A 16,619-nucleotide genomic window follows, 5' to 3' on the forward strand; every position below is an offset into this window, starting at 1 on the left:
ATGAAAATTAAAAATAATCTAATTCAACTATCTGGTGAGTTATTTGAAGCTGTTCAACTTGAACCTTGTTTTAATGACTCAAAATATTTTGTGGATATGACACCAAAAAAAAATCCTCAAGAAATTTTAGAGAACTATGAAAAGCTAAAGGGAAATAATAATTTCAATTTAAAAGCCTTCATCGAAGAAAACTTCTATCCTCCTGTAGCAGAAAAAACATTTAACCAAAATGAAAAACTGTCTTTAGAAGACTATATAAAACAGATGTGGAGCTTTTTATCTCTGTCTTCTGACAAAGATGATGAGCTTAGCTCTCTTATTCCATTGCCAAAACCGTATATAATACCCGGGGGTAGGTTTAGAGAGGTTTATTATTGGGATTGCTACTTTACATGTGAAGGTTTAAGGGTCGATGGGCAAATAAAACTTATTGAAAATATTGCTGATAACTTTGCATTTTTAATAAATAAAATTGGTTTTATTCCAAATGCTAATAGAAAGTATTATCTAACTCGCTCACAGCCTCCTCTTTTCTATCTAATAGTCGAAATACTCTATAAAGAGCTAGGAATATTAGCAATCTCAAAGTACTTAGAGCCATTAGAAAAAGAGTATAATTTCTGGATGAATACAAAAAGAAATATTGATGGACTAAATAGGTACTGGGATGAACTTGATACTCCTAGGCCAGAATCTTTTCGAGAAGATATTGAACATGCTCAAACTATTGCTAACAAGCAAGACTTTTACCGAAACATTCGAGCAGCTTGTGAATCAGGTTGGGATTTTAGTAGCAGATGGTTTACTGATACTGACAATTTTAATACGATTCAAACAACCGATATACTGCCAATTGATTTAAACTGTTACTTATATGGCTTAGAAAACTCTCTTAGCACTTGGTTTAAAGAAATATCTAATAACTCAAAAGCTGATAAATATTCCAAATTAGCCCTATTGCGTAAAGAAATAATTCAAACAAAATTTTGGAATCAAGAAAAAAACTTCTTTTATGATGTAAATAAAAAAACTAGTGCTCAAACAAATATTATCAGTTTAGCTGGTGTGACACCATTATTTCTAAACATTGCAACAGCTGAGCAAGCTAAAGGTGTGGCTCAAATAATAGAAAGAGATTTTTTAACTGAACACGGTTTAATAACTACTCTTAACAAAACATCTCAGCAATGGGACTCTCCAAATGGTTGGGCTCCGCTACAATGGCAAACAATCATCGGTCTTCAAAATTATGGCTACAATGAATTAGCTAAAAAAATTGCCTCTTACTTTGTAGAAACTGTCAATAAAAAATATTGTGAAACAGGTAAAATTCGCGAAAAATATGATGTTTGCAATTTAGAAGTTAAAGCTTCTGGAGGCGAATATATTGTCCAAGATGGCTTTGGATGGACTAATGGTGTTGTTAGTGCTCTTATCAATATGCTAAGATAGTAGTAGAATCTTATTAAACTTCTTATACAAAGATGCTAAAAGCTCTAAAATACGCATATTATGGGTTATTTTCAATTATATGTTTGCTGATTAACTCAGCAATAGTATTTCTACCAGTCATATTTTTTTCTGTCTTAAAACTCATCATTCCAATAAAGAGCGTAAAGTACCACTGTACAACAGCTGTACAAGCATTAGCAAGTTTTTGGGTAAGCTTCGCAATACTTGTTACAGAGTTATTTTCACCTACTGAAATCGAGTTTGAGCAAAATGCTGAACTAAGAAGAAAAAACTCATATTTAATTATTAGTAATCATAAGAGTTGGCTAGATACTCTTATATTAATGTTAGCTTTTCACAAAAAAATCGCTTTTCCAAAATTCTTCATGAAATTTCAAATGTTTTTTGTACCACTAATAGGCATTGTATGTTGGGCATTAGAATTTCCTGCAATGAAAAGATACTCTAAGGAATATATTGCCAAACATCCAGATAAAGAGGGTAAAGATATTGAGATGACAAAAGAGTATTGTCAAAGCCTATCTGATAGACCCACAACTATTGTAAACTTCGTTGAAGGCACACGATATACGGACCAAAAAGCTAAAAAGAGCAATTACTCTCACCTACTTAAACCTAAGGCTGGTGGGATAGCTGTAATACTCAAAAGTCTATCAGGGAAAATGACTGGTATCCTAAACACAACTATTGTCTATGATAATCCTAACCAGACTCTTTGGAACTTTATGATTAGAAAAACAAAAAAGATTAAAGTTAAAGTTGATTTCATCCCTATTGCTGATGTCCCTCTAGGTGACTATTTCAATAATGCTAATGATAAAAAAGCATTCCAAAACTGGTTAAATAGTTTATGGCTTAAAAATGATAAGTATATCGACCAAGAGTTAAGCAAATAGAAATGTTTGACTCTTTTATTTACAAACTTCTTCTTTTACAAAACCCCAGCTTACTTCTTTTTGACCATCGGTATATTTAATAGGGTCAATAGCATTATTTTTGACAAAAGACTCTATTCTTTCTATAGAAGATGCTGATTTATAATCGCTATAAACTATACCATTTATTTCCATTGGCTTGTATGATGTAAGCGTATGACAATAATAGTCCTGATAATCAATTTCTATATTATTTAAAATCTCAAGACCTCTAGCTAGCAGCTTGTCTTTAGGAGTATTTATAAATGGAGTATAGTAGGTCACATTTTCAGCATCATAATTGCCTTCAATAAAGGCATCATAATCTTTTTGTCTAAATTCTGGCGTACAGTCTCTATAAACAGCATGATCTCCAGCGTGAATTCCTAAAGCAATAACTGTTTTAACTTTAGTCTTTTCATAAATTGACAATGCAGCGGCTTGAACTATTGAGGCAAAGACTTTGTTACGATTAGGCACTACTGTATCACGCATATTAGCTTCATCATAACGTCCTTCAGGTACTTCTGAATTACCTGTTATAAGCGAAGAATACAAAATATCTTGCATAAAAGACATATCTAAAATCTTGTGAGAAACTTTATATCCTTTTAAATTTAAAAACTCAACTAAATCACAGGCTTTTTGAATCTCCTGATAATGTTTCTGACCATAGTTGAATGTAAAGCAAGTTATATTGTAACCTTTATCTATAAGATCAAGTAATACTGTCGATGAATCTAAACCTCCTGACAATGATAATACTGCATTCATACCTACTTCCTTACTAAATCCATAAATTCTTTACGACAAGCACTATCTTCCATAAAAGCTCCACCCATAGCAGATGTTATTGTGCTTGAGTTATAGTCTCTAATCCCTCTTATCTTGACACAATAGTGCTTTGCTTCCATTACAACAGCAACATCCTCTGTATCTAAAATATACTTCAAAGACTCAAAAACTTGCCTTGTAAGTCGCTCTTGTACTTGTGGTCTATTAGCAAAAAAAGATGTAATCCTATTTAATTTTGATAAACCAATAATCTTCTTATTTGGAATATAACCTATATGAGTAAAACCATCAATCATCACAAAGTGGTGCTCGCAAGTAGATGATGTTGTAATATCTTTTTCAATTACAATATCATGATACATCGCATCATTTTCAATAGTAGTACATTTTGGAAAATTACTATAATCAAGACCACAAAACAACTCATCCACATACATATTAGCTACTCTTGATGGAGACTCTTTTAATGAATCATTTTCTAAATCAAGACCAAGGTTTAGAAGTATATTTTCAAAACTTTTTTTAATTTCTGATCTATTTGTTTCTTTTAACTCAAAATTAGCTTTCATAGGAGTCTCTAATTTCTTACTGACTAGAACATCTCTTACTTCCAGCCCTAGCTTTTTATCTGTATCCATTTTATTTACAATAAGGTGTTAACTATTTTGCTTTATTATAAAGCATAGTTTAGTTAATTTGATAAATGATATGATTTTTTTAGAATAATTAGCTATAAATAAGGATTAATTTTAAGAGTTATTTAAATATATACTCTTTGATTTAGGTGTTTCATAAAGCTCAATACTCGGTACTCTTATGCCGATCTGTTTCATTTTATGCGATATAATTTCACAAAGCCATTTTGCTAGATTTTCTGATGTAGGTATAAAATCAACAATCACAAAACTACTAAAATACTCTTGTAAATGCTTATCTATATTTTCATCAGCTTTCACAATCTTAGCGACTTGCATATCTTCAAACTTTAATTCTTCGAGTTTTTTTGAATGAGTCATACTTTCAAATAAAGGATCATTAATATCCAAAATAAACTTATGATCAACATAGTTTTTTAACCATGTTTTAAACCAACTTAAGTTCCCAAAGTCTGTAACCATTCCTTGATTATCTAGCTTAGTTGCCTCTAAATTGATTGTCACCGTACCATTATGTCCATGAAGGTGTCTGCACGAGCATTTTTTATTGTTACTAAATTCAGGGTTTAGCTCCTGAGCCCAAACTCTATGTCCATAACAAAAATCAAATGATTTACTAATTTGCCACATTATTTTATGTCCCTATTTCATTACCGAATAAATATGTATGTACTCTAGCACAAGTATAATAACCCTTAGAGCTTGCATATTCTGCTACTTCTCGAGCTATCTTATACTGTTGCTCTTTTAAAGCTCCTAATGGCATACACCAGATATTATAGTAGACTTCATACTCTCTAAGAATACTAATTAATTCTTCCATTTCATTTTGAGATGTTAAGTTATTATCAATAACAAATTTCAACTGTCCTTTAAACGACAGATCATAGTATTCTTTAATAATTTCAGGCTTAAAAGCTTTTTCTCTTTTTTCTCCTGTTATACTAAAAAGTTTTGGAGAAACAGATAAGAATAGTTCATTTCCTTCAGAGATATATTTTTCAATGAACCTTTTAAAACAATCATTTAATCTCTGAGTACCATTGGTTTCAATAGTAACAAACTTCGGCAAATTACCTCTTCTTTCAAATTCCTGTAATAACCCTACTATTTGATCTTGGTTGATTAACGGTTCTCCTCCCGTAATACATAAATGAGCTTCTTGCTTTGAATTCTTATGTAAAAACTTTTTCGTTGGAAGTATATTTTCCAACTCATTTACTGCTTCTATTACGCTTTGTGTTTTAGCTAAATGTTTAAATTTCTTCGACCATGAGTAACTGCTATCACAGCCAGTTTCAAAAACAGGCAAATCTTTCATTCTCTTAATATCAGAGGCATCACAAGTTTTATATGGTAAATCATAGGTGTTTGGATTTGTTGGATCTTTTTGACCAAAACCATCACACTGCAAGTTACAAGAAAAAAATCTAATCCAAGCACTAGCTACACCAGTATAATGGCCTTCACCTTGAGGGGAATAAAAAATTTCAGAATAAGTTATATCTTTCAATCTCAAGCATAAATAGTTTAAATATTTTAGCAAATAGTATATTTGTAAACTCTTTAGGTCAAGTTTTAGTTTCTACAGACGAAGTAGCTGAATCAAGAAATGGATTACCGTATTTCTTTGTATAAAGCTCCCCAACTAAACTCGAACCCGCAAAACTTAGGTGGCTATTATAATCCGTCGATTGATTAAAATATAGAGGAGTTTCATCTATAGATGTATAGCACTTTTCATGGTCACAAATAATTTTTGTTGGATCTATAATTACCACATTCTTATTATTTGCTTGAATTTCATATATTAACTGATTTACTTCTTCATCATCAAACTTAGGATTTTCTTTTGCAAAAAAGCATCTTGAACCCAGAATATTACCAAGTCGTGTTAGTCCACATGTTGGCTGAATAGTACTAGATGGTGAATCAACCATTAAAACAGGTGTAGCACCTCGAGACTCTATAAAGTCAATATCATTTAAAAGCCATCGCTTTAAAATCTTCATAGGCTTATGGTTAACCCAGTTGCCTGCGATGACTACATATTTAAACTTATATTTTTTCAACATTTCAGTGACCGCTGTATCTCGATTTTTGACACTAGATCCATCTTCATACTCATTAGCATTTCTTAACAAGAATGGTGTGCTACTTTGTGTTGCAACATACCCTGATAATTTTGCATTTTTAAGCATCATATTTAACATTCCAGTATCTGAAAATGCATGAGAGTCGCCTACTACTAGTACATCCGGAGATAAACTATTCTTATTTTCACCTATTTCACATTTTTTAAACTCTGGAAGTATAGCTGAATCTTTTAGAAAATTAGGATTCTTCCCTTGTTCGTTGTAGCACAATGAATCTTTCTTCAAAATTCCATAAAAAGATGTCTTATCTTGTGTTTCTTTACTTATCCTATTAAATCCAAATTCAGCGATATGTCTTGTACACCAAGCAAATAGGCAAGCGATTATAATTGGAATTATCCATAGATATATAACACTTTTTGTTAAATTGAATTTGATTTTGTGTCTAAATGGTTTCTCAACAAAGAAATACGATAGAGTTGCTAATATAGCACTTGCAGTAAATATAATTAAGCAAACTACAGGTGTTTTATTTAAACTCAAATAGTTAATATAAGCAATTATAGGCCAGTGCCAAAGATATAAAGAATAAGATATAACTCCAATAGCAACAATGGGTTTAAAAGAAAGAACCTTATTGAAAACTGGTATAGTACCTTGGCTACCACTAAAGATAAATATAGTTGCACCTAAACACGCTACAAGAGTCCACACACTTGGATAAGGCACTACTACAAAATAGCATGGGATTGCCATCATAAAAAATGAAATCAGAGATAAGGTATTTAGAACAAACTTATTATGAAGTATAGCTTTCCTATTATTAAGTAATATAGCGAGAACACATCCAAATAATAACTCAAACCCTCTAGCCATAGGGATATAGTAAAACTTAGGAAAATGCTTCCAAAAGAAAAATGATATAGAAGCTATTGTTAGGATAACAGTTATAATGACAAGACTTTTCTTTGAAGATAGTTTTAGTTTAAAAAGTAATATCAATATAATTGGCCAAACTATATAAAATTGCTCTTCAATACCTAAAGACCATGTATGCAATAAAGGAATTATGCTTGAGTCAGTACTAAAATATCCAAAATTAAGAGTTTTAAAGAAAAATAGGTTTGAAAAAGAGCCTAAGGCACTTAACAAAGATTTTGAATAACTAATTAAGTCGCCTGGAGTAAGAATTAACCATGCAAAAATAGTTGAAAATATTGATACTATAATTAGGGCAGGAAGTATTCTCCTTATTCTTCGTAGATAGAAATTTTTTATTGAAAATATTCCTTGTTCTAAATCTCTAAGAATAATTGTAGTTATTAAGTAACCTGATATTACAAAGAATATATCAACACCAAGAAAACCAGACTTAACCCAACTAAGATCTAAATGAAATAGAATCACAGAAATAACAGCAAAGGCTCTTAAGCCATCTATATCTTTGCGGTATTTTATATTACTCATTAATGGTATAACCCTTCTATCATAAAAAATTAATTGTATTTAACAGTAAACCCATCTGTATATCTCATGTCGAAATATTTAACTGATTCATAATTTCTAACTTTCTTAAAATTAGCAAAAAATTCTTTCAATTTCGTACTAAGTTTATTCGACCCAAGCATAACATTCATACCACCTGAAAGTACAAGCTGGAACTGGTTACCTTTATAGATAATCTCTAATATTGATTCGTCCTTACTGGCGGCTATTTTTTCAAGGTTTTGGTAGGTGTCAAAAATATAGTCTCTACTCTCTGGATTATCACTTTGAATATGGGGTAAATCTCCATTATAACTAAATACTTCTGGTTTAATTAGTTCCATGTTATCTAACAATATTTCACTATTATTCCAATAAGCTACAGGTTTATGATCAAAGAGATATATAACTATTGTAGATGGCCATATTTTTTTAACCAGAGCATAATCAACACCTTTAATGTTATAAAGTGAGCGTTCAATTTCATTTACATTTACATCAAACCACTCTTTACTACCGTCTTTAGTAAGGTTATCAATTAATGATTGCTTAGATATATAGGACAAACCATCATTAGAAACAATATCAACTCTAGAAATAGTTTTATCTGTCTTGCCAACCACATATAAAGTAGCTACTAATATTGTAGCTAATATTACAATTAATATTAAAAGCTTTCTAACTATTTTAATCATTTTGCTTGTTCTATAATTGTTCTAACTAGCTCATCGAAAGTTACCCCTTCAGCTGCTGCTGATTTTGGGGATAAACTATTTTCTGTCATTCCTGGAGATGAATTAACTTCCATGATATAGAACAAGCCATTGCTATATATAAAGTCAACTCTAGCATGGCCGCTACAACCTAAAATATCATATGCTTTTTTTGCAAGCCTTCGAACTTCCAACTCTTTTTCCTTACCAAGCCCACTTGGACTATGATAAATCGACTTACCACTGTATTTTGATTCATAATCATAAAATTCATTCAAGGGCTCTATCCATACAGAGGAATAGACTTCATTATTTATAACTGTCACCGTTATCTCTTTACCTGTGATCCACTGCTCAACCATGACTTTACCATACTTTGAAGCCTCATTATAAGCTGCTTTCAAATCAGCTATTTTTTTGACTTTAAATGTAGCTATGCTTGAGCCTCCATTAGCAGGTTTTACTGCGACAGGAAAACTTATCTCATCTTCACCAACGAGATTTTTTGTTAAAATTTTAGCGAATGGTGTTGGCATTCTATTATGAATTAAAATTTCTTTTGAAATCATTTTATCCATTGTCACAACACCTGCTTTCATGCTACAAGTCGTGTGAGGAATATTAAGCATTTCTAGAAGAGCCGCAACCCTTCCATTTTCACCATCTTCTCCATGAAGAGCTATGAAACATTTATCCGGCTGAATTTCTAAAAGCCTTTCTACCAAATGTTTATGGCTAGCGTCTAACCCGACACAGTCATATCCTTGTTTTTGTAAGGACTTTAAAACAGCTTCACCTGACTTCAGTGAAACTTCTCTTTCTGGCGAATCTCCACCATATAAAACCACTATTTTTTCTTTTGCCATAATTTACTTTCTTCGTTCCCTAAAAAAGTTTTTTAAAAGTTCACCACACTGTTGTGACATTATACCACCTACAACATTAAGATTATGGTTAATATCTTTATTCTTGTGAAGCTTCTCTTTTGATAAAATCCCAACTCGAGAATCATTACAGCCAAAAAAAAGATTACCAACTCTAGCCTGAATTAGAGCACCTATACACATTATACATGGCTCCAATGTGACATACAATTTTGTATTTAGTAAACGATAATTATCTAACCTTTTTGCTGCATCTCTTAAAACTAATGTTTCAGCATGAGCTGTTGGATCTTTTAAGGTTATAGTCTGATTAAAACCTTCTGCGATTATATTGTTATCACCATCAACTAATACAGCTCCAACAGGAACTTCTCCTATCTCATAAGCTAACAAAGCTTGGTTATATGCCTTTTTCATAAAAAATTCATGGCTTAAAAGTTCATTCCTCACTAATCTGACAACTCTCTTATCACTTTTGTTTTAAATAATTGTGTAGGATTAATACCATAAAACCAAGAATAAAGTATTATTAAAATCAGTATGACTTAAAAACCAGGGACATATTTAACCCAATACTCGAGAATACTTACTTTTATATTTCGCTTTTACAAAGTAATATAGCCATATAAAATATAATTATTAACATTCAAACTATGAGTAATATAAAGTACCGCAAAGATATAGATGGCTTAAGAGCCTTTGCTGTTATTTCTGTGATTCTATTTCATTTAGATCTTAGCTGGGTTAAATCTGGCTTCCTTGGTGTTGATATATTCTTTGTAATATCAGGTTACTTAATAACTACAATTATCCTTAGAGATCTGGAGCAAGGAATATTTTCTATAAAAAACTTCTACTTACGAAGAATACGAAGAATACTCCCGGCCTTGATTGTGGTTTCAATATTTACTTCTTTTTTTGCTTGGCTTTTTTTACTCCCTCAGGACTTAATTAACTATTCATGGTCTTTAGTCAGTGCCTTAGGCTCTTTTTCAAACCTATTTTTCTTTAAAACTCTTAATTTTGGATATTTTAGTACTGACTCAAGCATAATTCCTTTATTGCATACATGGTCTTTAGGTATTGAAGAGCAATTTTATATAGTTTGGCCAATTATATTGATATTACTTTTTAAACTAAAACTATCTTCAAAGAAAAGTCTTGTCATTATAACTGTTATCCTAACAATAGCTTCTATATCATTTTTCTTTTGGAAGCATTTTCCTAAGTTTTACTATATCCCTATGGCTAGAGGGTTTGAGTTATTATTTGGATGTGTTCTCGCTATATTACTTAATAATAGGAAAGCTATACTTCATAATAAGTTTGTTCTAAATACCTTATCTCTGATTTCATTTTTTATGATGGCAATCCCATGCTATTTTGTAGTAGTGCCTTATCCAAGTGTGTGGACTCTTGTAGCGTGTTTAGGTGCAACTATATTTATCTTTAGTGGTAGCCAAGGTACTATACCAGTTTTCAATAAGGTTCTTTCTTTTAAACCCATTGTTGCTATTGGAGTTATATCTTATTCTTTATATCTTTGGCACTGGCCTATAATTGCTTATATTAACTATTTGAGTTTAAATAAAACACCTGTAGTTTGCTTAATTATATTTACTGCAAGTGCTATATTAGCAACTCTATCGTATTTCTTTGTTGAGAAACCATTTAGACACAAAATCAAATTCAATTTAACAAAAAGTGTTATATATCTATGGATAATTCCAATTATAATCGCTTGCCTATTTGCTTTATGCTCAAAAAATCAGCACTTTGGGTTTAACCACCCTAATATAAATCAAAATAAACTAACTTTTAAATATGGTTTTGAAAAAGTTGATAAGAACGGTTGTTTTTATAACTTTGATGTAGGTGATAATGCTGACATAAACAATCCATATTATTCAGTGTATAGAGAAAAATACTCTGAAAATTTATGTAAAATACATCCAAATCAAAAATCTACAATCCTACTATTAGGCAATTCACATGCTAGAGCAGATTGGCCAATGGTAGTCGAGTGGGTAAAAAATATGGGTAAAAATGCTACTTTATTATCAATAACGAGAAATAACCCACAAAACAAATACAGTTACACGCCTTACCCTAAAAAACTAGGTGACCATACTGGCAATACAATAATGGATCAAAGATTTGATTTTGTAAAAAAAATCATTAAGAAAGACAGTAACTACAAAACAATAATTTTGGCAAACTTATTTGGTATAGGAACTAATAACTTCAATATCTTTGGAAAAATTGCTAAAGATGCTTTAGATAACGGTAAAAACATAGTATTAATTATAGATAATCCATATCTAGGCTATCCTGCACCAAACTTTTTGCCAAACACTAATATTTCTAACCTTTGTGCAATAAATAGAATACATACTAGATGTAGTGTTTTAGCGCCAATATATAGAAAATGGTTAAACCCTCAAATAATAATGTATAAAAAATTACAAAAATTATATCCTAAACAGGTATTTATAGTCGATCCAAATAAAGTTATCTGTAATGATACAAAATGTAAAACATCTATCGATGGCATTCCTATTTTTGCAGACTCAAACCACCTAAACTATTTAGGCTCTCAACTTCTAGGTAAATCATACATAAAAAAATATGGAAACCCTCTAACAAAGATTGTTAACTAACTGATTATGTAAATCTAATAAAACATCAGTTTTTCTTGAAGTCTATTTAGTATTTCTATAAACTTGTACAATGCAAAAAATGTTTACTGGTATTTTTATAGTTACCGGTGGGTACTAGTAAACTTTGTAAAACCAACCACACTGGAAATGGAAATCAAAAAAATGTCAGAAAATTTCAAAGAACTATTTGAGCAATCTCTAAAACAAACAGAGATGAGAGTAGGTAAAATCATCGAAGCAACAGTTGTTAGTATAGACAAAGACTTTGCAATGATCGACGCTGGTTTAAAATCAGAGTCTTTCATTCCTGTTTCATCACTTAAAAACAGTGATGGTGAACTAGAGATAGCTGCTGGTGATAAGCTAAATGTAGTGCTAGAAGCATTAGATAACAGCTGGGGTGAGACTAGACTTTCAAGAGAAAAAGCTAAGAAAATCGAATTATGGGATAGAGTTGAAAATGCTTTTGAAAATAACGAAACTATTCTTGGTAAAATCACTAACCACGTTCGTGGTGGTTACACTATGGATGTTGAAGGCTTAAGAGCATTTTTACCAGGTTCTCTAGTTGATACTAGACCAGTAAAAGATGTAGCTCATTTAGAAGATAAAGATATCGAATTAAAAGTAGTTAAAATCGACACTAAGAGAAACAACATTGTTGTATCAAGAAAAGCTGTTATCGAAGAGAACAACTCTGGCGATAGAGATGCTATCTTAGAGAAAATCTCTGAAGGTTCAGTACTTAGCGGTATCGTTAAAAATATCACAGATTTCGGTGCGTTCATCGATCTTGGTGGTGTTGATGGTCTATTACATATCACAGATATTTCATGGAGCAGAATCAGCCATCCTACAGATGTATTAACTATCGGTGATGAGATTAATGTTAAAGTAATTAAATTCGATAAAGAAAAGCAAAGAATTTCTCTAGGCATCAAGCAGTTAGGTGAAGATCCTTGGTTAAATATTGCTAATGAGCTTCCTGTAGGGGCTAAGCTTATGGGGTCTGTTACAAACATTACAGACTATGGTTGTTTTGTTAAGCTTAAAGAAGGTATAGAAGGTCTTGTTCACACATCTGAAATGGATTGGACTAACAAGAATGTTAACCCTCACAAAGCTGTATCAATTGGCCAAGAAGTTGAAGTTATCGTACTTGAGTTAGATGCTCAGAAACACAGAATTTCTCTAGGTATTAAGCAATGTAAAGCTAACCCTTGGGATTCTTTTGAAGATAATTTCAAAGTTGGTGATAAAGTTCATGGTAAAATCAGATCTATCACTGAGTTTGGTGTATTTATCGGCCTAGAAGGTGGTATTGATGGTCTTGTTCACATCTCTGATGTATCTTGGGACAACCCTTCAAAAGCTATCAAAGAACTTAAAAAAGGTGATGATGTAGAAGCTGTATTAGTTTCTGTAAATACTGACCTTGAAAGAATCGCTCTTAGCATGAAGCAGTTATCTGAAGACCCATTCAAGAACTTTGTAAATGTTCACCCTAAAGGCTCTTTAATCAAAGGTAACATCACTAAAGTACAAGAAAATGGTGCTGTAGTAATGCTTGATGAAGAAAACGGTATCGATGGCTTCATTAGAATTGCTGAAGTTTCTACTGAGCACACTAAAGATGTTCGTGATGAGCTATCTGAAGGTCAAGAAGTTGAAACTAGAATCATCAATATTGATATGAAGAAGAGAAGTATTGCTCTATCTATCAAAGCTGTTGATGATGAAAGCATATCTGCTTCAACTGGCGGTAAATCTAACTACAAAGTAGAGCAAATGACTCCTACAACTTTAGGTGACTTAATTAAAGAGCAATTAAGCAAGAAGTAATTCACTTAAATTCTAAAACTTCTAATTTTATATAAGCCTGTAAGCTATAACTTAGTTTACAGGTTTTTTTATGTCTGTTAAAAGTATAAAATATAAGCTATTGCACCGACTTACTCTAATATCAACAATAATGCTAACAAGAAATATAACCACCATTATTAACGAGCTAAAAAACAACAATGTGGTCTCTATACCTACAGACACAGTTTATGGTCTGAGCTGCCTAATAAAACAGTCTAGCGTCGAAAAAATCATAAATCTTAAAAACCGTGATTCAAGTAAAGGGTTTATAATTATATCTCATGATTTTAATCATATTAATGAATATATAGATATAGAAAAACTAACAAACGAACAATTAAAGTTAATTCAGAACCCCATATCAACCCCGACCACATGGATTGTGCCAGCTAAGAGTGAATTTTTTTGGCTTACAGGAGGAAGACCTACCGTTGCTATAAGAATAGTTAAAACAAAAACTGTTGAAAAAATATGCTCGAGTCTTAACTGTGCTATTATTTCAACTAGTGCAAATCTCTCTGGGGAAGAATTTATTAATGATTCAGTATCCATAAATAAAATATTTAAAGATATTCTTGTATTAAAAACTCCTGTTTCCCAAACTAAGCCATCAAATATTATAAACCTAATTACTGGTGAAAAAATTCGATAGTTACTTTAATGCTAGCTAGATATATAATTATTACAAGCATATATAAAACATTAACGCGCATAGTGAGTCGCATAAAATTAAACAAGTAGAAAAGTTTGATAAATAACCTAAAATATAATAGGATTATAGGTGTACGAATATTTCACCTCAAAGGAAAAAAATGGAAAAGATAAGCCATAAAGAAATTCAGGATAAGTTGTGGAGTAATGAAGATGAAAGTAACTTATCTAATGAGCAATATAACTCTCTTTTAATAGAGCAGTATAGAATTTATGTTGAACTAACAGATAAAACAAATTTCCGAAGAATAGTAATTAACCTTTTCTTCTTAGTTGTTAACCTAATGTTAGTCGGTATAGTTGCTCTTGCAGTTAGTAACAACATAAATGTAGAAAACCCTCCTTCAGGAGTACTAGTAAGCATTCCTTATTTTGCTGGATTGGTCTTTTGTTACTCTTGGTGGAAAATTATAAGGTTTTTCAGACACCATATTCAAATAAAAAGTAGTATTGTACCATCTCTTGAAAGACGCCTGCCATCAAGAGTTTGGTTAACAGAAGAACATATTGCTGAAGAAAAAGGTTCATTTAAACCGATCAGAATCTTAGAAATATATATGCCTTTCATTTTTATGGGTATTTACACTACATTATTCTTATTTGTAGAAATTGCTTGGAGCGTACATTAATAAAACCTATCAATTCTACAAATTCTTCTTACAATAAAATTTCATTATTATATTTTCTCTCTACAAACCTCAATGTATAATTTCACATAATCAAATTAAAGCTAAAAATTAAAGATATGAAAAACACTAATGAAATCGCTGCTAAATTCTTAGGAAAAGATAGTTTAAACAACAAAATGGCAAGCTATATCGCTCCTGAGAACATAGATAATTCTTTATTGGTAGCAATACCAAGAAGTCTTAATAGAGAGTCTCATGGTATAGATCAAAACTTATTCAAAGGCTTTGATGTATGGAACTGCTACGAGCTATCTACAATGAATGCTAAAGGTAAACCATTTGTGGGTATTATGAAAATATTCTTTCCTGCAAACTCCACAAATATCGTAGAATCAAAGAGTTTAAAATTATATCTAAACTCTTTTAATCTTTGCAAACTAAAAGGAATAACAAAAGAGGATCTTATTCCTGAGCTTGAAAAGATCATCACTAAAGACTTACAATTAAAAATTGATGAGAAAAATATCAAAGTAAAGATTTACAATGCTAACATAGTAAACCTTATAGAAACTCCTATTTCTCATAGTGATTTCAAGAACATTGATGAGCTAGATATTGAAATCGAACCAAACACAGATCTCTCTCTAATGGTTAAATACCTTAAAGAAGCTCAAACCTTAAGAGTTCACTCTGCTCTTTTAAGATCTAACTGTAGAGTAACCAATCAACCTGACTGGGGCGATGTATACATCCACATAAAAGGAAAAAATTTGCCAACAGAAGAAAGCTTACTTAAATATATTGTTAGCATGCGCAAAGAGCAGCATTTTCATGAAGAAATCTGTGAAAGCATATATCATAACATATACACAAAGTTTGAGCCACAGGAACTACTTGTACAGTGTTTATACACGCGTAGAGGCGGCATTGATATTAATCCAATCAGATATACTGAAAATATCGCTAATGACAAAATGTTGAAATATTTCTCTAATGAAAACATCTATAAGACTAATCGCCAATAGAATTAGCTTTTTTTTCGTTAAGTTTTAGCTCTCGTTCCTCTCTCATCTCATCGATAAATGATGCTCCAATTAAACCACTAGGAATCGCAAAGACTCCTATGCCCAACATTGAAAGCAGCGTTGCAATAATTCTCCCAAGTAATGTTACTGGATACATATCTCCATAACCCACTGTTGTAAGAGTAGTAACTCCCCACCAAAGCGTATTAGATATAGTCGAAAAGACCTGTGGTTGGGCTTCATGCTCAGCATAGTACATCATCACACATGAGATGATTAAAATAACAAAAATCAAACAGTAAGAGACTAATAACTCAAGATAGATTTTTTTAAATACTTTAATCAATCTATCCATAATGGAACTATTTTGAAAAATTTTAAAGACTCTCAGAAGTCGAAGCACTATAAGCTCTTGTGAGCTAACTCCAAATAACCCTAAGATAAGCGGCAAAAATATAGCTATAAAATCAACAATATTATAAAATTGAAAAATAAATCTTAATCTTTTTCTTGAGCACAACAACCTAATAAGATACTCGATTGAAAAAACAACTGAAAATGTTGTATTTACATAATCTAAATAATCAACATCCCCATAATCAACTTGCGCAATTAATGTCATTGAATTTATTATGACTAGAATAATAATAACAAACTGATAGATTTTTTGCTTCATAATTTAAGATTTAGTTAAATAATAAGTCTTAATTTTAGC

General features: G+C 31.3%; 16 protein-coding genes. 7 read left to right on the forward strand and 9 right to left on the reverse strand.

The window, feature by feature from the left end:
• Both FLM55_RS05135 and FLM55_RS05140 read left to right on the forward strand, forming a co-directional pair.
• Window positions 1-1,452: a trehalase family glycosidase gene (locus FLM55_RS05135; RefSeq protein WP_178948338.1), complete on the forward strand. Its 1,452-nt coding sequence runs from the start codon at window positions 1-3 to the stop codon at window positions 1,450-1,452.
• Window positions 1,453-1,484: 32 nt separating this feature from the next.
• Window positions 1,485-2,369, forward strand: coding sequence for an acetyltransferase (locus FLM55_RS05140; protein ID WP_178948339.1), 885 nt, complete (start codon window positions 1,485-1,487; stop codon window positions 2,367-2,369).
• A 15-nt stretch (window positions 2,370-2,384) separates the two neighbouring features.
• On the opposite strand, the gene FLM55_RS05145 is transcribed toward FLM55_RS05140, so the two are convergent.
• The 8 genes from FLM55_RS05145 to tadA form a co-directional block, all read right to left on the reverse strand.
• Window positions 2,385-3,161: a 7-cyano-7-deazaguanine synthase gene (locus FLM55_RS05145; protein ID WP_178948340.1), complete on the reverse strand. Its 777-nt coding sequence runs from the start codon at window positions 3,159-3,161 to the stop codon at window positions 2,385-2,387.
• Between the two features lie 2 nt (window positions 3,162-3,163).
• Complete coding sequence (folE, locus tag FLM55_RS05150; protein ID WP_178948341.1) at window positions 3,164-3,820, reverse strand: GTP cyclohydrolase I FolE; 657 nt, start codon at window positions 3,818-3,820, stop codon at window positions 3,164-3,166.
• A 111-nt stretch (window positions 3,821-3,931) separates the two neighbouring features.
• Complete coding sequence (locus tag FLM55_RS05155) at window positions 3,932-4,468, reverse strand: 6-carboxytetrahydropterin synthase (RefSeq protein ID WP_218644475.1); 537 nt, start codon at window positions 4,466-4,468, stop codon at window positions 3,932-3,934.
• Between the two features lie 4 nt (window positions 4,469-4,472).
• Entirely contained in the window at window positions 4,473-5,351 is an 879-nt protein-coding gene (locus tag FLM55_RS05160) for a 7-carboxy-7-deazaguanine synthase QueE (RefSeq protein WP_178948342.1), read from the reverse strand.
• A gap of 58 nt (window positions 5,352-5,409) precedes the next feature.
• Window positions 5,410-7,401, reverse strand: a complete 1,992-nt coding sequence (locus FLM55_RS05165; protein WP_178948343.1) for an acyltransferase family protein — start codon at window positions 7,399-7,401, stop codon at window positions 5,410-5,412.
• 29 nt (window positions 7,402-7,430) lie between these two features.
• Window positions 7,431-8,114, reverse strand: coding sequence for a cell division protein FtsQ/DivIB (locus tag FLM55_RS05170; protein ID WP_178948344.1), 684 nt, complete (start codon window positions 8,112-8,114; stop codon window positions 7,431-7,433).
• The gene (locus tag FLM55_RS05175; RefSeq protein WP_178948345.1) at window positions 8,111-8,998 is read right to left on the reverse strand and encodes a D-alanine--D-alanine ligase; all 888 of its coding nucleotides are present in this window, start codon (window positions 8,996-8,998) and stop codon (window positions 8,111-8,113) included. The genes FLM55_RS05170 and FLM55_RS05175 overlap by 4 nt, the downstream gene beginning before the upstream one ends.
• Before the next feature lie 3 nt (window positions 8,999-9,001).
• A complete protein-coding gene (gene tadA, locus FLM55_RS05180; RefSeq protein ID WP_256868845.1) occupies window positions 9,002-9,466 on the reverse strand; it encodes a tRNA adenosine(34) deaminase TadA in 465 nt (154 codons plus the stop codon).
• A 203-nt stretch (window positions 9,467-9,669) separates the two neighbouring features.
• Between tadA and FLM55_RS05185 the strand changes: the two genes are divergently transcribed.
• The 5 genes from FLM55_RS05185 (at window position 9,670) to FLM55_RS05205 (ending at window position 15,904) form a co-directional block, all read left to right on the forward strand.
• A complete protein-coding gene (locus FLM55_RS05185) occupies window positions 9,670-11,676 on the forward strand; it encodes an acyltransferase family protein (protein ID WP_178948347.1) in 2,007 nt (668 codons plus the stop codon).
• A 162-nt stretch (window positions 11,677-11,838) separates the two neighbouring features.
• Window positions 11,839-13,518 (forward strand): 30S ribosomal protein S1, encoded by a 1,680-nt coding sequence (gene rpsA, locus FLM55_RS05190; protein ID WP_178948348.1) that lies wholly within the window; start codon window positions 11,839-11,841, stop codon window positions 13,516-13,518.
• A 130-nt stretch (window positions 13,519-13,648) separates the two neighbouring features.
• On the forward strand, window positions 13,649-14,191 hold the full coding sequence (locus FLM55_RS05195; RefSeq protein ID WP_178949073.1) for an L-threonylcarbamoyladenylate synthase: 543 nt from the start codon (window positions 13,649-13,651) through the stop codon (window positions 14,189-14,191).
• Between the two features lie 160 nt (window positions 14,192-14,351).
• The gene (locus FLM55_RS05200) at window positions 14,352-14,879 is read left to right on the forward strand and encodes a hypothetical protein (RefSeq protein ID WP_112870849.1); all 528 of its coding nucleotides are present in this window, start codon (window positions 14,352-14,354) and stop codon (window positions 14,877-14,879) included.
• A 116-nt stretch (window positions 14,880-14,995) separates the two neighbouring features.
• Entirely contained in the window at window positions 14,996-15,904 is a 909-nt protein-coding gene (locus tag FLM55_RS05205; RefSeq protein WP_178948349.1) for an NADPH-dependent 7-cyano-7-deazaguanine reductase QueF, read from the forward strand.
• On the opposite strand, the gene FLM55_RS05210 is transcribed toward FLM55_RS05205, so the two are convergent.
• Window positions 15,891-16,580: an ion transporter gene (locus FLM55_RS05210; protein ID WP_178948350.1), complete on the reverse strand. Its 690-nt coding sequence runs from the start codon at window positions 16,578-16,580 to the stop codon at window positions 15,891-15,893. The genes FLM55_RS05205 and FLM55_RS05210 overlap by 14 nt on opposite strands.
• Window positions 16,581-16,619 lie beyond the last annotated feature (39 nt).

The organism is Francisella sp. Scap27, from assembly GCF_013394105.1.
GTDB classification, from domain to species: domain Bacteria; phylum Pseudomonadota; class Gammaproteobacteria; order Francisellales; family Francisellaceae; genus Francisella; species Francisella adeliensis.